The sequence below is a fragment of the Mesorhizobium sp. LjNodule214 genome, from assembly GCF_964252735.1.
Lineage (GTDB): Bacteria > Pseudomonadota > Alphaproteobacteria > Rhizobiales > Rhizobiaceae > Mesorhizobium.
Map to the genome: position 1 here is coordinate 1,767,327 of NZ_CAXUPE020000001.1, position 16,485 is coordinate 1,783,811.

The 16,485-nt window shown below is 64.4% G+C and carries 12 protein-coding genes; 5 read left to right on the forward strand and 7 right to left on the reverse strand.

Annotated elements, in window-relative coordinates; genetic code table 11:
• Positions 1-6 precede the first annotated feature (6 nt).
• The 3 genes from ACSQ3Z_RS08465 to ACSQ3Z_RS08475 all read right to left on the reverse strand — a co-directional run bounded on the left by ACSQ3Z_RS08465 (position 7) and on the right by ACSQ3Z_RS08475 (position 4,808).
• Positions 7-2,139, reverse strand: a complete 2,133-nt coding sequence (locus tag ACSQ3Z_RS08465) for a type I secretion system permease/ATPase (protein ID WP_436170844.1) — start codon at positions 2,137-2,139, stop codon at positions 7-9.
• Between the two features lie 30 nt (positions 2,140-2,169).
• On the reverse strand, positions 2,170-3,627 hold the full coding sequence (locus ACSQ3Z_RS08470; RefSeq protein WP_436170845.1) for a TolC family outer membrane protein: 1,458 nt from the start codon (positions 3,625-3,627) through the stop codon (positions 2,170-2,172).
• A 410-nt stretch (positions 3,628-4,037) separates the two neighbouring features.
• Complete coding sequence (locus ACSQ3Z_RS08475) at positions 4,038-4,808, reverse strand: SDR family NAD(P)-dependent oxidoreductase (protein WP_436170846.1); 771 nt, start codon at positions 4,806-4,808, stop codon at positions 4,038-4,040.
• A 202-nt stretch (positions 4,809-5,010) separates the two neighbouring features.
• On the opposite strand from ACSQ3Z_RS08475, the gene ACSQ3Z_RS08480 reads away from it, so the two are divergent.
• A complete protein-coding gene (locus tag ACSQ3Z_RS08480; RefSeq protein ID WP_436170847.1) occupies positions 5,011-6,327 on the forward strand; it encodes an NAD(P)H-dependent oxidoreductase in 1,317 nt (438 codons plus the stop codon).
• Positions 6,328-6,331: 4 nt separating this feature from the next.
• Here ACSQ3Z_RS08480 and proC read toward each other — a convergent pair whose 3' ends face one another.
• The 3 genes from proC to ACSQ3Z_RS08495 all read right to left on the reverse strand — a co-directional run bounded on the left by proC (position 6,332) and on the right by ACSQ3Z_RS08495 (position 9,507).
• Positions 6,332-7,147 carry a pyrroline-5-carboxylate reductase gene (gene proC / locus ACSQ3Z_RS08485; protein WP_436170848.1) on the reverse strand — a complete coding sequence of 272 codons (816 nt, stop codon included), beginning with the start codon at positions 7,145-7,147 and terminating at the stop codon, positions 6,332-6,334.
• Between the two features lie 73 nt (positions 7,148-7,220).
• Complete coding sequence (locus tag ACSQ3Z_RS08490; RefSeq protein WP_436170849.1) at positions 7,221-8,540, reverse strand: O-antigen ligase family protein; 1,320 nt, start codon at positions 8,538-8,540, stop codon at positions 7,221-7,223.
• On the reverse strand, positions 8,509-9,507 hold the full coding sequence (locus tag ACSQ3Z_RS08495; protein WP_436170850.1) for a glycosyltransferase family 2 protein: 999 nt from the start codon (positions 9,505-9,507) through the stop codon (positions 8,509-8,511). The genes ACSQ3Z_RS08490 and ACSQ3Z_RS08495 overlap by 32 nt, the downstream gene beginning before the upstream one ends.
• A 171-nt stretch (positions 9,508-9,678) precedes the next feature.
• Here ACSQ3Z_RS08495 and ACSQ3Z_RS08500 point away from each other — a divergent pair, with 171 nt between their 5' ends.
• Genes ACSQ3Z_RS08500 through ACSQ3Z_RS08510 form a run of 3 tightly spaced genes read left to right on the forward strand, consistent with a single transcriptional unit; the run spans position 9,679 to position 12,571 of the window.
• On the forward strand, positions 9,679-10,854 hold the full coding sequence (locus ACSQ3Z_RS08500; protein WP_436170851.1) for a glycosyltransferase family 4 protein: 1,176 nt from the start codon (positions 9,679-9,681) through the stop codon (positions 10,852-10,854).
• A complete protein-coding gene (locus tag ACSQ3Z_RS08505) occupies positions 10,851-11,645 on the forward strand; it encodes a WecB/TagA/CpsF family glycosyltransferase (RefSeq protein ID WP_436170852.1) in 795 nt (264 codons plus the stop codon). The genes ACSQ3Z_RS08500 and ACSQ3Z_RS08505 overlap by 4 nt, the downstream gene beginning before the upstream one ends.
• Entirely contained in the window at positions 11,642-12,571 is a 930-nt protein-coding gene (locus ACSQ3Z_RS08510) for a DUF6492 family protein (protein ID WP_436170853.1), read from the forward strand. Before ACSQ3Z_RS08505 ends, ACSQ3Z_RS08510 begins: the two co-directional genes overlap by 4 nt.
• Here the strand turns inward: ACSQ3Z_RS08510 and ACSQ3Z_RS08515 are convergent.
• Positions 12,568-13,863 (reverse strand): lipopolysaccharide biosynthesis protein, encoded by a 1,296-nt coding sequence (locus ACSQ3Z_RS08515; RefSeq protein WP_436170854.1) that lies wholly within the window; start codon positions 13,861-13,863, stop codon positions 12,568-12,570. The two genes, ACSQ3Z_RS08510 and ACSQ3Z_RS08515, sit on opposite strands and share 4 nt — an antisense overlap.
• 201 nt (positions 13,864-14,064) lie before the next feature.
• Here ACSQ3Z_RS08515 and ACSQ3Z_RS08520 point away from each other — a divergent pair, with 201 nt between their 5' ends.
• Positions 14,065-16,461 carry a Wzz/FepE/Etk N-terminal domain-containing protein gene (locus tag ACSQ3Z_RS08520; protein ID WP_436170855.1) on the forward strand — a complete coding sequence of 799 codons (2,397 nt, stop codon included), beginning with the start codon at positions 14,065-14,067 and terminating at the stop codon, positions 16,459-16,461.
• The last annotated feature ends 24 nt before the right edge of the window (positions 16,462-16,485 follow it).

Here is a 16,485-nt window from a genome sequence, read left to right on the forward strand (position 1 = left end):
GGTTTGTCAGGCGCTGTTCTTCTGCAGCGCCTGTATGACTTGTTCCTTCGGCCCGTCGGCGACGATCCGGCCTTGATCGATGACGATGAGGCGATCGGCGAGTTCGAGCATGCTGAAGCGATGGGTCGACACGATCAGCGTCGTGTTCCGCTCGAAAGCCACTTTGAGCTGCCTGATCAGCTGCCGTTCCGAGGCAAGGTCCATCGACCCCGACGGCTCGTCCAGAAAAACGATCTTCGGCTTGGTCAAAAGCAGGCGCGCGATCGCCACCGCCTGTCTCTGGCCGCCCGAGAGATTGGTGCCGCGCTCGCCGACATTCATGTCGTAGCCACGCGGATGACGGGAGACGAATTCGTCGACACCGGCAGCCTTCGCGGCTTCGATGATCTCATCGTCCGTCGCTTCCGGGGCCGCCATCAGGAGGTTTTCCTTGATGGTTCCTGAAAACAGGTCGCCGGCCTGGGCGACGATCCCGACCGCGGCGCGAACCTCCGAAGGGTGGTATTGGCGAATGTCGATGCCGTCGAGCAGCAGTTCTCCCGAGGTCGGCAGGAAAAGCCTGCCGATCAGCCGCCCCATCGTCGTCTTGCCCGATCCGATGCGGCCGATGATGCCGACCCGCTCGCCCGGTTTGACCGAGATGTTCAGCCCGCTCAGAACCTCGTTCTCCGAACCCGGATAGACAAAGCCGACATTCTTGAAGACCATCGCGCCGTTGCGGATCGGGCGGTTGACGAAGCCGACCGTATCCGGCCGGTCCTCCGGTTGAGACATGATCGCGTTGACTATTCGCAACGACAGCATGGCCTGGCGGAACCTGGACAGCGTGATGGCGATCTGGCCAAGCGGCGCCACCGCCCGGCTGGCCAGCATGACAGTGCCTATGATCGCGCCCGTCGACACATAGCCCGCGGAAAAGGCGTAGGCGCCGGCCACGACCAGCGCGACGGTCACCAGCTGCTGGATGGATCCGGTGATGTTGCCGGCGGCGGCCGAAAGCTGCTTGATCTTTTCCGACGTGTTGGCAGCATTCTTGGAGTGCTCGCCCCATTTGCGCAGCAGATAGGCCTCGGCGCGCAGCGACTTGATCGTCTCGAGCGTCGAAATGGATTCGACCAGCAGGGCCTGGCGCTGCGCGGCCTCGTTCATCGAGGCGGCGACACGCTTGCCGATGCGGCGCTGCGTGATCAGGCCGACGATGACGGAAATCACAAAGGCCAGAGTCGGTATGATCACCAGCCAGCCGCCTATCGCGTAGATGACCAGCAGGAAGATGAAGACGAAGATCGTGTCGATGAAGACGCTGATGGTGTTGGAGGTGAAGAACTCCCGCACGAACTCGTACTGGGTCACCCGGTTTGCGTACTCACCCGTCGAACTGGGCCGCGCCGACAGTGACGAATTGAGCACTTTCTCGAACAGCAGATACGAAATCCGCAGATCCGCCTTGCGCCCGGCATAGTCGATGAGCGAGGCGCGGGCCGTCTTCAAGAGCAGGTCGAACACGATGACGGCGCCGATCCCGAGCGCCAGGACCCAGAGCGTCGCGACCGCCTTGTTCGGCAGGATCCGGTCATAGACGTTCATGGTGAAGATCGGCGAGGCAATGGCGAGCAGGTTGATGAAGACCGCTGACAACACAACCTTCGAATAGGTGCGCCAGAACGCGCCCATGGTTCCAGTCAGCCAGTGCCGCCTTTCTATCTTCGCCGCCGAACCGACCTTCATTGCCTCGGTGGTGTTGGCATAGGTGATCGAGAAAGAGGCGCCGCCGCTGATGTAGCTTTCGATCAGCTCGGATTTACCGATTGTGGTGCGGCCGTTTTCCTGCGGAGCGGTCAGATAGTCGCCGCCTTCGATCTCCGCGAGCAGGGCGACTGGCAACTGGCTGGCGCGAAAGACGATGGCCGGAAGGTCGAAGCGACCGCGCACGAAATCGCGGTGGTTGAATTCCGCGACCTCCAGGCCGATGCGCTCGGCCAGATGCCTGATGTCGCCGGCCTCGATGCGCGTCTCCGCGATCGGGACACCGGCGAACAGCACTGTCTCCGCGCTCGGCCTGCCGAGATAGGCGGCAATCGCCGAAAAGCAGGCTTTGAAGGCCTCTTTGGGCGACAGGATATTGGGCTGCTGGTTCACGATCCGCTCCCGAAGGACCCGCGATCGATCTTACATCGGCTGCTTTTTCCTGACAGGGGCGAGGATGTCGAACGGCAGATCGTTCTTCTGTTCCGACGGCGTCCGTGCATAGGTTTCGGTGTCGGCGGTTGCCGGCACGGCGAATTCGGACCGCGCATAGGCCGCGGCCTGTTTGGCCGGCTGGATGTTCATCGTCTTCAGCAACTGTCCCGTTGCCGCCAGCAGCCGATACTGGGCGAAAAGCGAGGCGTAGGATGCGGTATCCGCCAGCGTCGCCGTGTTGAACAGCGTGTTCTGCGCGTCGAGCACGTCGAGCAGCGATCGCTGGCCAACCTTGAACTGTTCGCGATAGGACGCGACCAGGCTTTCGCTGGCGGCAGCCTGTTGCCGCAGCGTCTTGGCCAGGTCGGCTTGCCGGAAGCGGCGTTCCCATGAGATCCGCACTGCTTCCTCGATCTCGCGCAGGACCTGATGCAGCGCTAGTCGTTGTTCGCTGGAGCGGCGGATCTGTTCCTGTTCGTTGGCCTTGTCGATGCCGCCGCGGTAAAGGTTCCAGCGCAGCACCAGCCGCGCTTGCAGGTCGTTGGTGTCGCCATCGTCGCCATCGATGTCGGTTCCGGCCCGGGCGAGACCTTCGGCGATGATCGAGGGTCCGAATTTCGCCCGTGCTGCATCCACAAGGGAGGCCGCCGCGTCGATGTCGCTGTTGGCCATGTGCACGCGCGGATTGCTTTCCCGCGCCAGCCCGATTGCTTCATCGAGCGACCTCGGCAGTGCTGCGGAGACATCGCCCGGCCTTGAAGAGTTGGTCAGCGGCTTTCCGACGGTCTTGAAGAAGCGTATCTTGGCCGCTTCCAGTTCCTCGGTGGCTTCCTGCATGCGCGCCTTGGCGGCGAACAACCGCTCCTCGGCCTGTTGCCGGTCGGCGTCGTTCAGCGCCCCGCCTTCGATGCCCTGCCGGATATCGCCGAGTATAGCCTGGTGGAAGCCGAGGTTTTTCTTGGCCTCGACAACGATCGAAGCCTGCAGCATATATTCCAAATAGTCCTGGACAACGGAAAGCCCGATGAATTCGGACCGTTCCAGAACCCGGAACGACGCGCCGTCGACGCGCGACGCCTGACGGGTCAGTTCGGCTCGCCTTGCGCCGCTGTCATAGAGCGTCTGCGAAATCGTAAGATCGGTTTCAACCGGATAGAGCGCGTCGTCCTCGATGGAAAGCGCGCGCCGGGATGGATTGTCGAGGCGCCGGGCGCCTGCCGACGCTTCCAGATCGACGCTGGGAAGGTAAAGACCTTTCGCCTGGCGCAGCTCGAATTCGATTGCTTCGCGGTTTTCAATCGCCTGGCCGATCTCCGGATTGGATTCGACGGCGACTGCCATTGCTTCTTTGAGCGTGAGTGCGCCAGCGCTTCCGCAAGCCAGCATTGACACCGTCACGGCAAGCGCAAAGCGCCAGCCGACGGTCACTTTACCCGTCCTGTTCATGTCTACCCCGTGACTTTCCCCGCGCCTCTATATTTTTTTACAGCGCTTATTGCCCAAGCCTGCCACCAGAGCTTGCGGCGAGTATCTATCAGATTTTTGAAAGATGTGAGCACTTAATGATCTAGACGCCTCTAAAACCCGGAGTTCTCGCCATTAGTCCCGGTGGATGTAGCAAAAATGGCACATAAGCCGTGCGTCGCCGCACTGCCATTCAGCGCGAACCGGGCCAGAAGCACGAGTCTCTTGGGAAAACTGCAGGCGCACACCCGCGAACCCGCCCGGTCGCCGTTACTGGCCACGCTGCAGCATTCGGCAGTAATGCACCCCGTTGGTAAAGAAGTCGGGAGTGCAATGCTTTCTCTCAACGTCAGCTCAGTCCTTTGAAACGATTGGCCTGCGAGCCTGTTTGTTCAAGCCACCGACCAGCCGCCATCGACCAGTATGTTGGCGCCGGTGATCATCGACGCGGCTGGCGAGGCCAGGAACACCACGGTTCCCGCGACATCGATCGGATCGCCAATGCGGCCAAGCGGAATGTGCCCCAGCACATGCGCGTGAAAGTCGGGCTCTGCGAGCGATGGCCGTGTTCCGTCCGTCCAGATGAAGGTTGGCGCGATGCTGTTGACGTTGATCCGGTGCTGTGCCCATTCGGCGGCCAGGCAGCGCGTCAGATGGTTGATCGCCGCCTTGCTCATGCAATAGATCGCTTCGCCCTTCAGCGTCACCGTGCCGGCCTGCGAGCTGATGTTGATGATGCGCCCGGATTTCTGCGCGATCATCAGTTTTGCAACTGCTTGCGTGGTGAAGAACGTGCCCTTGAGGTTGACGTTGACGGTGAGGTCGAAATCTTCCTCGGTGACGTTCTCGGCGAGGTTTTCCGGCCCGAGCCCGACATTGTTGACCAGCACATCGATGCGGCCGAAGGCGGCGTGTGCCTCGGCGACAGCTTTTCGCACCGTCGCCAGATCGGTGAGATCCATCCGCACCGCCAGCGCCCGGCGGCCCATGCGCTCGATCTCGGCGGTCAGTTCGGTCCCGTCGGTCTCGCTGCGCACGCCGACGATCATGTCGGCGCCGGAGCCGGCGCAGGCCAGCGCGCAGGCGCGCCCGATACCGCGCGAAGCGCCGGTGACCAGCACCGCCTTGCCGACCAGGTCGAATTTTGGTGTGACCTCTGCCATCTCGTCCTCCCTGGATGGAAATCTCCCTTCCCGAACATTAACCGGTCGCGCTGCGAAAGCCAGAAGCCTGCAAATCGCTGCGCAAATCTGTTCGGGTTCTGCAAAGCGCGCGCAGGAAATTGCCACGAGCGGCTGGTTTTGTTGGCAAAGCAGGGCGGTTCCCTGTATTGCGGGCCAAAAGCAAAAGCGTGGACGTTCTTGTATGACAAATGTCGCCCTGACCGGGCTTGCCCGCGACCTCGCCAGGCGCGCCACCGAGGGTAAGCCGGTACGCATCGGCGTCATCGGCTCCGGCGAGATGGGCACCGATCTGGTGACGCAGGGCATGCTGATGCCGGGCATTTCGGTCTGCGCGGTGTCGACCAGGCGTCCGCACACCGCCCGTGACGCCATCCGCATCGCCTATGGCGACGAGGCGATGGCGGTGGAAGCGGACACGGCTTCGAAAGTCACCGCCGCAATCGAGAGTGGAAAAATCGCCATCACCTCGAACGAGATGCTGGTGACAAATCCGCTGATCGATGTCGTCATCGATGCCACCGGCAAGCCCGGCGTCGCTGCCGATTTCGATCTGAAGGCGATGGAACACGGCAAACATCTGGTGATGATGAATGTCGAGGCCGACGTCACGATCGGCTGCTATCTCAAGCAGCAGGCCGACCGGCTGGGCGTCGTCTATTCGGTCGGCGCGGGTGACGAGCCGTCGAGTTGCATGGAACTGATCGAGTTCGCCGCCGCACTTGGCTACACGATCGTCTCGGCCGGCAAGGGCAAGAACAACCCGCTCAACCATGACGCCGTGCCGGACGACTATCGCGAGGAAGCGGTCCGGCGCAACATGAACCCGCGCATGCTGGTCGAGTTCGTCGACGGCTCGAAGACCATGGTCGAGATGTGCGCCATCGCCAACGCCACCGGGCTGGTGCCCGATGTTCCAGGCATGCACGGCCCGAAAGCCGACCGCGATGAACTGGCCAAGGTGCTGATCCCGAAGGCTGATGGCGGCATCCTGTCGAAAAAGGGCGTCGTCGATTACACGGTCGGCAAGGGCGTCGCGCCCGGGGTCTTCGTCATTGTCGAGGCGACGCATCCGCGCGTCATCGAGCGCATGGACGATCTCCATGTCGGCCACGGCCCCTATTACAGCTTCTTCCGGCCCTATCACCTGACCTCGCTGGAGGTGCCGCTGACCGCCGCCCGCATCGTGCTCTACGGCCGGCCCGACATGGTGCCGCTGCCGAAGCCGGTGGCCGAGGTTTGCGCGGTCGCCAAGCGCGATCTCGCCGCTGGAGAGACGTTCGATGCGATCGGCGAGACCTGCTACCGGTCCTGGACCATGACCGTCCAGGAGGCCCGCGCGCATCGCGCGGTGCCCGTCGGCCTGCTCGAGGGCGGCAAGGTGCTGAAGCAGGTCAGGAAGGGCGAATTGCTGACCGCCGACAACGCCGCGCCCGACCAGACGACCAGGCTGTTCGCCCTGCGCCGGCTGCAGGACGAGATGCTGTACGGGTCAAATTGAGGGGTTACTTTCCCAGCTCTATCGACCGCAGCCGCGCCGCGTCCACCGCCTCGGTGAGGAGTTTGGTCAGCCGCTCCTCGCCCATCAGCACGGCAAGGGCTGCGGCCGTGGTGCCGTTGGGGCTGGTGACTTGCTGGCGCAGCAGGCCTGGCTCCTCGCCGCTTTCGGCGGCCAGCGACGCCGCGCCATAGACGGTCTGCATGGCCAGCAGCTTGGCGGTGTTGGCCGGCAGGCCGGCCTTCTCGGCGGCAACCGTCAGCGCTTCGATGAAATGGAAGATATAGGCCGGCCCGGAGCCGGACACCGCCGTCACCGCGTCCATCAGGCTCTCGTCGTCGATGGTGGCCACTTCCCCGCTCGCCGACAGCAGGTCGGCGACGAAACGCCTGGCGTCGTCGGAAACCAGCGGGTTGGAGAACACCACCATCATGCCCTTGCCGATGGCCGCCGGCGTGTTCGGCATGCAGCGCACGATCGGCGCGCGATGGCCCAGGATTGCCTCGAAGGTGGCGACTGGTGTGCCGGCGGCGATGCTGACGAAGGTGGTGCGGCCGTCGCCAAAGCGCTTGTAGGCGGCGGTCACGTCACGGATCACCTGCGGCTTGACGGCGATGACGACAAGCGCTGGCACCGCATCCGCCGGAATGGCCGCGGCATCGGCCGCAGCACCGCAGCCCAGTGCTTCGGCACGCTTGCGCAGGTCGGCGTTGGGCTCGACCACGAAGACCGCCTCCGGAGGAAGCTTGCCGGATTTCAGCCAGCCCGAAAGCATGGCGTAGCCCATATTGCCGCAGCCGGCGAGAACGAGCCTGATCGTCATTGAAGGACCTCCGCGAAGATGGCTCTCAATAGACGCTCGCGGCGAGGTGGGAAAGCCCTTGCCGACGAAGCGATCAGGAGGGACGCCGAACCGCGATCGGCCGCAGCGACACTTGCCGCAGGCCAAGCACGCCGAGCACGAAGAACAGCCAGACCGGGTCACCGCGATGGAAGAAAAAACTTTCCAGGAAGGCGTTCAGCGCCGCGAACAGCACCACCATCATGAAGAAGTCGCCGAGGTAGATGTTCTCCTTGCGCAGCGGGATGCGCATGTAGTCGCGCAGCGGCGCAATAAGGAAGGTGTAGACCGCAACGCAGAGCGCCGGGATGCCCATCAGCACGGCAATGTCGAGATAGCCGTCATGGCCGTGCACGATGGTGCGGATGTCCCAGGGCCGGTCGAAGGGCTGGTCCTGATTGAGCAGCAGCGGCGTGCCCCAGAAGCTCTCGTAGCCGTAGCCGGTCCAAGGCTTCTTCGCCAGCATGTCGCCGGCGAACTCCCACAGTGTGGCGCGCCCGGTATAGGTCAGGTCGGGAAAATAGATCGCCGCCAGATGCTTCACCGGCGGCAGGAAGACGATGCCCAGCGTGCCGACCGCCGTGGCGATGATTGCTGCCGCAAACAGGATCGGCGTGCCGAGCCGCATGCCGATCAGGCTCGGCAGCACCACGATCAGGATCGAGAACGGCACCAGGCCTGCCGTCGTCTTGGAGCCGGTATGCAGCATGAAGATCATCGCCGCGCAGAAGATTGTCGCGCCCCACCAGCGTTGCCCGCGCCGGTAGAGATAGAGGCCGGCAAAGCTGAAGCAGGCCATGATCGGCCCGGCGATGTTCTTGTGGGTGAAGACACCGCGCCACAGGCCGGCATGCTCCGGCTCCTGCGAGTCGGCCGTGTGCATGGCCTCGTGCGGAAAGACGATGAGGCCAAGGTAGGAGAGGCCCATGACGACGATGGCGGTGAAGATGATGACTTTCGAGAAAGCCTCGCCGTCGCGCGGCAGCACCAGGATCGTCGCCATCGTCAGGATGCCGATCAACGTAAAGGACGCCGCGCGCATCGCCGACGGCGGATCGGTCGCCAGTATGACCGACAGCATGAAGCAGCCCAGCATCAGCATCCAGGACGGGCTGAGCAGCGAGCGCACCACGCGCGGGTCGGCGAAGGCCATCAGCGAGAAGATCGAAATCGCGCCGAGCGACGAGAAGCCGAGCTGGTTGACGATGTCGCCACCTTCGCCGGTGAGCTCGGCGCCGGCCGGCTGGAAGGGCCGGAAGGACACCAGGATCATGGTGAACAGCAGCGCCGCGATCGCCGTCGCCACGCCCTCGCGCGTGAACGCCGCACTGAGCGGCGCGCGCTCAGTTCTTCTCAGGCTGCCGGTATTGCTCATTGGCATATCCGAATTCCGCAAGCACGCGGCCGAGCGCGACATGGATGGGATAGAGCGCCGTCGCCGGCGATCCGGTTCGCGCCAGCCGGACCGCGCCGCGCAGCGGCGAGGCGGCAAGCAGTGCCAGGCTCTTCGCAAACACCTTCATGCCGGCAAGCGGCGTGCCGGCGCGTTTCTTCTTTTCGACCAGGGTCGAGATCACGCCGTTGCGCAGGCTGCGGGCGCGGATCCAGTCGGCCTCGACACGCCGTGCCGGCACGGTTTCGTGTACCTTGGCCTCGGCGCACCAGCCAAGAACGAAGCCTCTCTGCGCTGCCCGGCTGAGGAAATCGGAATCGCCGCCGCCCATGAAATTGAATCTGAGGTCGAGGAAGGGCGGCCCCATGGCGGTCAGCACGTTGCGTCCGACCAGCAGGTTGCCGGAGGAATAGAGCGCCGCAACACGTCCGGTCTCCCGGTAGGGTGGCGCGAAGACCGGGTGTTCCGCCCATCGCGCATGCGCCGGTTCGGCAAACACGGGCACTTGCGGGCCGCCGACAATGTCGGCGCCGAGCGTCTCGGCCGCACTGCACATGCGCTCCAGCCAATGCGGGTCGGCGATCTCGTCGTCGTCGATGATTAGCAGGTGCCTGAAGTCGGGGAAATGCACGATCGCGCTCTGCCAGCCGGCATTGTAGGCGCTGCAATTGCCGCGCTCATGCGCGACGATCACCATGCCCGCAATATCGCCGCGCTCGAACAGCGGCAGCGCCGCCTTGGCACCGTCGCGCGCCTCGGCCTCGTTCTCCATGACGATGACGGCGAATCGCCTGGTGGTCTGCTGCGCCTTGAGCGATGCCAGTGTCGCCAGCACCTGTTCGGGCCGTTTGAAGGTTGGCAGCGTGACGACCGCTTCGACGGTCTCGGCGGCGAGCCCCGGAGACCGTCCCGCGATCGATACCGAACCGTCCGATGGCAATGGGATCATCCGTGTCCAGCCGCCTGGTAAATCTGGTTTTTCGATAGCACCCCGGTGATAACGTTTCGTTAATCACCTTTTGCGGCGAAGCCCGCAAAACCGAGACTCCCGGCCCCGATTGCGTTCACTTAATCAAGGGTTCACCCCGCTTTGCTATCTGGGCTGCACTGGATAGGTGAGATGCATCTGCTGTTCGCCACATCGATCGTGCCCGACGGCGCTCTCGCTTCGGGCTACGAGATCGCCAACGCTGCGATCATCGCTGCTTTGCGGCGCGCCGGCGCGCGCGTCACCGTGATCGGCTTCACCTGGCCGGGAGAGCCTGCCGCCGATCCGGAAAACACAATCGTGCTTGGCGCCGTCGACGTGCGCACGGAGAGCGCCTCGCCACTGCAGAAGCTCGCCTGGGTCGCCAGGGCGGTGCTGTCGGGTCTCACCTTCGCATCGGTCAAGCTGCGCGTGGTCTCCGACGCGGAAGTCCGCGCCGCCGTGGAACGTGCCGGGCCGTTTGACGGCTATGTGCTCAACTCGGTGCAGTTCGCTGGCGCCTTCGAAAAGCTGTTCGGCGACCGCCCCTCGATCTTCGTCGCCCACAATGTCGAGCATCGGTCGGCGCAGGAGAATGCGGCCGCCGCGGGCAGCGCTTTCCAGCGCCTGCTGTTTCGCCGCGAGGCGAGGTTGCTCGAGACCATGGAAGAGCGGCTCTGCCGCCGCGCGCGCTTCGTCTTCACCTTGGCCGGGGAAGACCGCGCCGCGCTTGGCGTCGCCACCGATGATCGCTCGGTGGTGCTGCCGCTGGTGACCCGCGCCGATGCGCCGGCAGGAACAGGCCAGCGGCGCCGCATTGAATGCGACGCAGCGCTGATCGGCACCTGGACCTGGCAGCCGAACCGCATCGGGCTCGATTGGTTCCTGGACAAGGTCGTGCCGCATCTGAGACGCGACTTCCGCATCAGGATCGCCGGCGGCATGCCGTCCGGCATCACGTCCACGCATCCCGGTGTCGAATTCGTCGGCCGCGTGCCGGACGCACAGGCCTTCGTGCGCACTGGCGCCGTCATCCCGCTGATCAGCACGGCCGGCAGCGGCGTACAGTTGAAGACCATCGAGACCTTCGAGCTCGGCCTGCCCTCCGTCGCCACCAGCCGTTCGCTGCGCGGCATCGATCACCGGCCGGACAATTGCGTCGTGACCGACGATCCCGTCGTCTTCGCCGCGGCGCTCGAAGTTGCCGCATCCGCTGTCAGGGACGTCGACGGCGGCGCTTTCCATCGCCGGCAGGTGAAGGCGCTCGACGCCGCGATAAGGCTTGGCATGAACAAGCTTGGTCCGGTCAGACAGGAGGTGTTTGCATGAATATGCACACCGCCCGCGCCGCCATCGGGCGCGACACGTTGAAGACGATCCTCGGCATTCCGGTTCTCGCCATCCGTTGGGACGACGCCATCGCCCTGCTTGCACGGCTGATCGCCGAGCGGCGCTTCACCAAGGTCAGCTTCCTCAACGCGCACAACGCCAACATCGCCTTTAGCGACCCGGTCTTTGCCGAAGTGCTCGACGACTTTCTCATCCTGCCCGACGGCGTCGGTGTCGACATGGCGTCCAAGCTGCTTTACGGCGCGCCGTTCCCGGACAATCTCAACGGCACCGATTTCATCCCGGCCTTCCTGCAGGCATCGTCACGGCCGTTGACCGTCGGCTTGCTCGGCGCGACGCGCGTCAACGCCGAGGCGGCATCGTCCAAGCTTTCGGCGCTGGCCATGCAGCACAAATTCGTGGTCATCCATGACGGCTATTTCTCCGCCGCCGAGGAGCCGTCGATCGTCGATGGAATAGCGAAACTGCGGCCGGACGTGCTGCTCGTCGCCATGGGCGTGCCGCGCCAGGAATTGTGGATCGCGCGCCACATAGATCATCGCCATTGTACTCTGCCGATCGCTGTCGGAGCACTGCTCGATTTCCTCAGCGGCACGGTGCCGCGGGCGCCGCTGTGGATGCGCCGTCTGCGGCTAGAATGGCTGTTTCGCCTGTGGATCGAACCGGGCCGCCTTTGGCGCCGCTACGTGGTCGGCAACCCGTTGTTCCTGTGGCGCGTCGTCGGGCAGAAGCTCTCGGGCGCCGGAGCAGGCCCCGGAGCAAACCATTGAACAGCCGGTTCGTGCCTGACGCCACCGCAGGGTCCGATCGGTTGCGGCGGACACCGACGGCCGCGGTCGTGACAGCCAGCTATGCGCCGGATTTCGAACGCTGCCGTCTGTTGTGCGAAACGATGGACCGCCAAGTCTCCGGTGTCGCGCATCACTACATCCTGGTCGAGCACCGCGACGTTGCGCTGTTTCGCCAATTGGAGACCGGCAGCCGCACCGTCGTCGACGAGCGGGATCTCCTGCCGCGCTGGCTGCGGGTCGTCGACGATCCGGCAAGCCTGTTTCGCCGCCGCATCTGGCTCAGCCTGAAGACCCAGCCGCTGCGCGGCTGGCATGTACAGCAGCTTCGCCGCATCGCCGTCGCGGCGCATGCGAAGGAGGACGTGCTAGTCTTCTGCGATTCCGACGTAGCCTTCGTCAAGCCGTTCGATCTCAGCGCCTTCTGGCACGACGGCAAGGTGCGGCTGTTCCGGCGCAACGGCGTCCTGGCGATCGACGGGCATGAGGAACACCGCATCTGGTCGCGCAACGCCGGTTCGGCGCTCGGCATCGACAAATCCAAGGTTTCGACCCACGACTACATCTCGACGCTGATCGCCTGGCGCCGCGAGGCCGTGACGGCGATGTGCGCGCGGATCGAGAAAGCCCACGGCCGCAACTGGGTCGAGGTCGTCGGCTCGAAAAGAAAATTCTCCGAATGCATGATCTACGGTCGCTATGTCGACGAGGTGCTGGATGGTGCTGGCCATTTCCACGGTTCGGAAGAGTTCTGTCGCGTCCACTGGACCGGCGAGGCGCTGTCGGACGACGAGTTCCGCCGCTTCGTCGCTGCCATGGCGCCGCAACAGGGGGCGATCGGCATGCAGTCCTTCATCGGCACCGATATCGGCCGCATTCGCCGTCTGATCGGGCTGGATAAGTCTTAGATCGCCTTCGCCGGCCTGCGCATCGCCGAATAGGTGAGCAGCGCCGAGGCGAGATAGAGCAGCAGGAACACGATGTTGAGCGACAGCACCAGATTGGGCGTGTCGGCGATCGCGGTCAGCACATAGGTCAAGAGCACCGCCTTCAGCCCGGCCAGCAGGCCGAGGTTGAGCGCCCTGACCGCCGTCTGGCCGCGCGCGAACAGAAGCTCGGCCTGGTATTCGACCAGATTGCGCAGTCCCGGAACGCAGATCGCCAGCACCACCAGCGGCGCCGCCTCCGCGACATTCCTGCCGAGCGCATTGGGAAAGAAATGCAGCACGATGCCGAGTGCTGCCAGCGCCAGCGTCGAGACCAGGAACACGCCGCCCTCGATGCCGCTCTTGACCGCCAGCCGCGACAGCAGTTCCGGCGCACGCATCATCCGCTGCACCAGCATCATCGAGAAGGTGCGGATCGGGATCGCCGTCAGGTCGACCAGCCGCATGATGATGGCGTAGATGCCGGCAAGGTGCGGCCCGCCGATGGCCAGCACCAGCAGCTTGTCGAATTCCATCTGCAGGTAGAACAGCACCTCGGCGCCGGCGACGTAGATCGAATCGGCAAGCCGCCTGAGATAGAGCTCGGTGCGCAGCCTCAGCCGCTGGCGCGGATAGAAGAAGCCGAAGGCAATGATCAGCGAAACGGCATTGGCGCCGATATAGTACCAGGACCAGACGCCGACCGTGTGTTGCGCCGAAAGCATGAACAGCACGGCGCCGGCGGCCCGCAACGCCGTCGCCAGGATTGCCAGCACGGCGGCGCGGCCGAATTTGCCGAGGCCGTTGTTGACGATCAGCACCACCTCGACCGGCCGCCACAAAAGCGCCTCGGCGAAGACGATGGCCGCGAAGGCCGACAGCGGCACGGTGCTGGCAAAGAAGACCAGGTAGACGCCGTACGAGGCGGCGGCCAGCAACGGCAACGACACAACGCCAAGCAGCAGGAAGCCGGCGGTGAAGGTGCCGATCAGATTGGGCCGGATCGTGGCGGTGCGGTACAGCGCCGAGATGAAGCCGAAGGCGAGGATGCGCGACAGCATGACGCCGGCCGCCGATGCGGTGGCGAACATGCCGAACTCGGCGATGGACAGCGTGTTGGCCAAGGCGATGAAATAGGCGAGCGAGAACACCAGCCGCCCGCCGGCGCCGCTGATGGCGGAGACATAGTCGATGACGAGCTTGCGCCGTGCGGCCACGAAGGTGCCGATCCGGGCGAGGGTCCGCCTTTGCGGTATGTCGCTGGCTTGGGTCATGTGTCCGGCAGAACATAGGCCGGAAAGCTTAACGTGCGGTTCTGGACGCCCGGATTGCGCTCGACAGGCCTGCAATCAAAGCGCGAAAACTCTGCCTTCCCCATCCGAAAATTAACCATTTGTTTCCTATGCCTGTTTAGCGTGGCTTAACGATTGGCCGACCGCCTTTCCCAAGCCGCCGAACAGTAAAGCTCCAAGAAAATGGTCGACAGGGAAAACCGAGACGACTGGAGGCGCGAGCGCTCCCTGCTGGCGCTCGGTCAGGCAATGCGTGGCGAGGACGAGGCCGACGCGTCGCTGGTGTCGATCGGCGACCGGGCCGACCCGGCATGGCGCGAGGATGCGGCCGCCCGCCACCGTCTCGCCCGTTCGCAACGCGAGGCGCGATCGAATCCCCTTTCGGCCGCCGCGGAGCCTGGCCGGTATCAGGCCGTCGGCGAATCCGTGTTGGATGAGACCTTGCCCGACGACGATTGGGGGGCTCGAAGCAGCCACCCGCAGACCGCACCGCACAAAGCACCCGCCGGTCCCTCCCAGGGCTTTCGCTCTAAAGCCGCCTTCGACCCTCGATACGCCGGCGAAGAGCGGCGGCCTGCCGGGGACGATGACGACGGACAGGAATGGAAGCCGCTGATCGATCCGGTTCAGGTCGTTCGCGGCATTGCCCGTTCGAAGCTGCTGATCCTCTCGACGACGATACTGGGCGCGGCGCTCGGCGTCGGCATCGCCCTGTCGACGCCGAAGAAATACGAGGCCACCACCGAGCTGATCGTCGACCCGCGCGACCTCAAGCTCACCGACCGCGATCTCACCCAGAACGTGGTCGCGTCGGATGCGACGCTCGCCATCGTCGAGAACCAGGTTCGCGTGCTTACCTCCGGCACTGTCCTCAACAAGGTCGTCGACAAGCTCAATCTCACCAACGATCCCGAGTTCAATGGAACGGGCAGTGGCGGCCTCGGCGTCATGTCGCTCATCCGCTCGATCCTGTCGCGCAGCGATGCCGGCGGGGCAGCCGACGACGCGCGGCGCCGTGCGCTCGCCGTCGGCAATCTCGCCGAAAGCCTTTCGGTCGAGCGCGGCGGCAAGACCTTCGTCATCTCGGTCAGCGCGACCACCCAGAATGGCGAGAAATCGGCCCTCATCGCCAACACGATGACCGACGTTTTCCTGCAGACCTTCGGCCAGATCCAGTCCGACACCGCCGGCCGCGCCACCGACGAACTGACGGCCAGGCTTGACGAATTGCGCAAGGGCGTGGAAGCGGCCGAGCGCAAGGTCGAGGATTTCAGGGCCACGCACGATCTTGTCGACGCGCAGGGCCATTTGATCAGCGACGATCAGATGCTGAAGCTCAACGAGCAGCTCTCCGTCGCCCGCGCCCGCACGCTGGAACTCAACGCCCGGGCGGCCTCGGCGCGTTCGATCAACGTGAATTCCGTTCTCAACGGCACCTTGCCCGAAGAGATCAACTCCAACACGATGAGCGAACTGCGCTCGCAATATGCGACGCTGAAGCAGGAGGCCGATCGTGCCGCGGTCCGGCTCGGCCCGCGTCATCCCGAACGTCAGGCGCTCGGTGCCCAGCTTGACGGGTCGCGCGAACGCATCGCCGGGGAATTGCAGCGCATCGCCTCGTCGCTGCAGGTCGACCTGAAGCGCGCGGTCCAGCTCGAACAGGACCTCGCTTCGCGTCTGGCACAGGCGAAGGTCCAGAGCGGTGACGTCAACAACAATCTCGTCACCATGCGCGAGCTGGAGCGCGAGGCCGCCGCCAAGCGCTCCGTCTATGAACAGTATCTGCTGCGCGCCAAGGAGACCGGTGAGCAGAAGGACATCAACACCGCCAACATCAACGTCATCTCCAAGGCTTTTGCCCCGCTCGAGGCCAAGGGGCCGTCGCGCGCCGTGGTGGCGCTTGCCGGCCTGCTGCTCGGGCTGGCCGCCGGCATCGGCCTCGGCGGCATGCGTGGCGCCTATGAGAGCCTGCGCGAAACCGCGGCATTCCGGTCCCGGAGCAAGACCGACAAAAGCAGGCCGGCTTTCGAGGACGAGGCTTACCGGGCCGCGCCGCCGCCGGCTGCACGTCAACCGGCTGCACCGCCGCCGGCTGCACCGCCGATTTTGAGACCCCAGCTGATCAACGATGGAACCGAACGGTCCGGGCCGATCGGCGCTCTGCTTTCAGCTATAGGCGGGCTCATGCCTAGCAGACAGCCGAAGCCTGCGGCGGAGATGCGTGCCGACAAGACCGTCTCGCCCCCCATCGCCCAGGCGACAAAGCCGGTACGGGACGCAGATCCGCAACCGAAGTACCAGCAGGATACTCAGCGCCAGTCGATGTATCCGGCTCCTCGGGCGGAGGCCTACTCCGATGCCAGCCAGCCCGACTATCCGCAGGATAGGCATGCGCAGACACCGCCAGACGGCTACTCCAATCAACAGCCAGTGATGCCTCCGGTTGGGCAGGAACCCTATCCTCAGGAACCGGACGCCGATCAGCAGACCCGGATCGATGAAATCCGCGACAGCCTGCGCGAATTCCGCGATGCGGTGCGCGAATTGACCGAAAGCCGTTCAAACCGCCGCTATTTCTAAAACTCCCGGCAACCGATAAAAGCG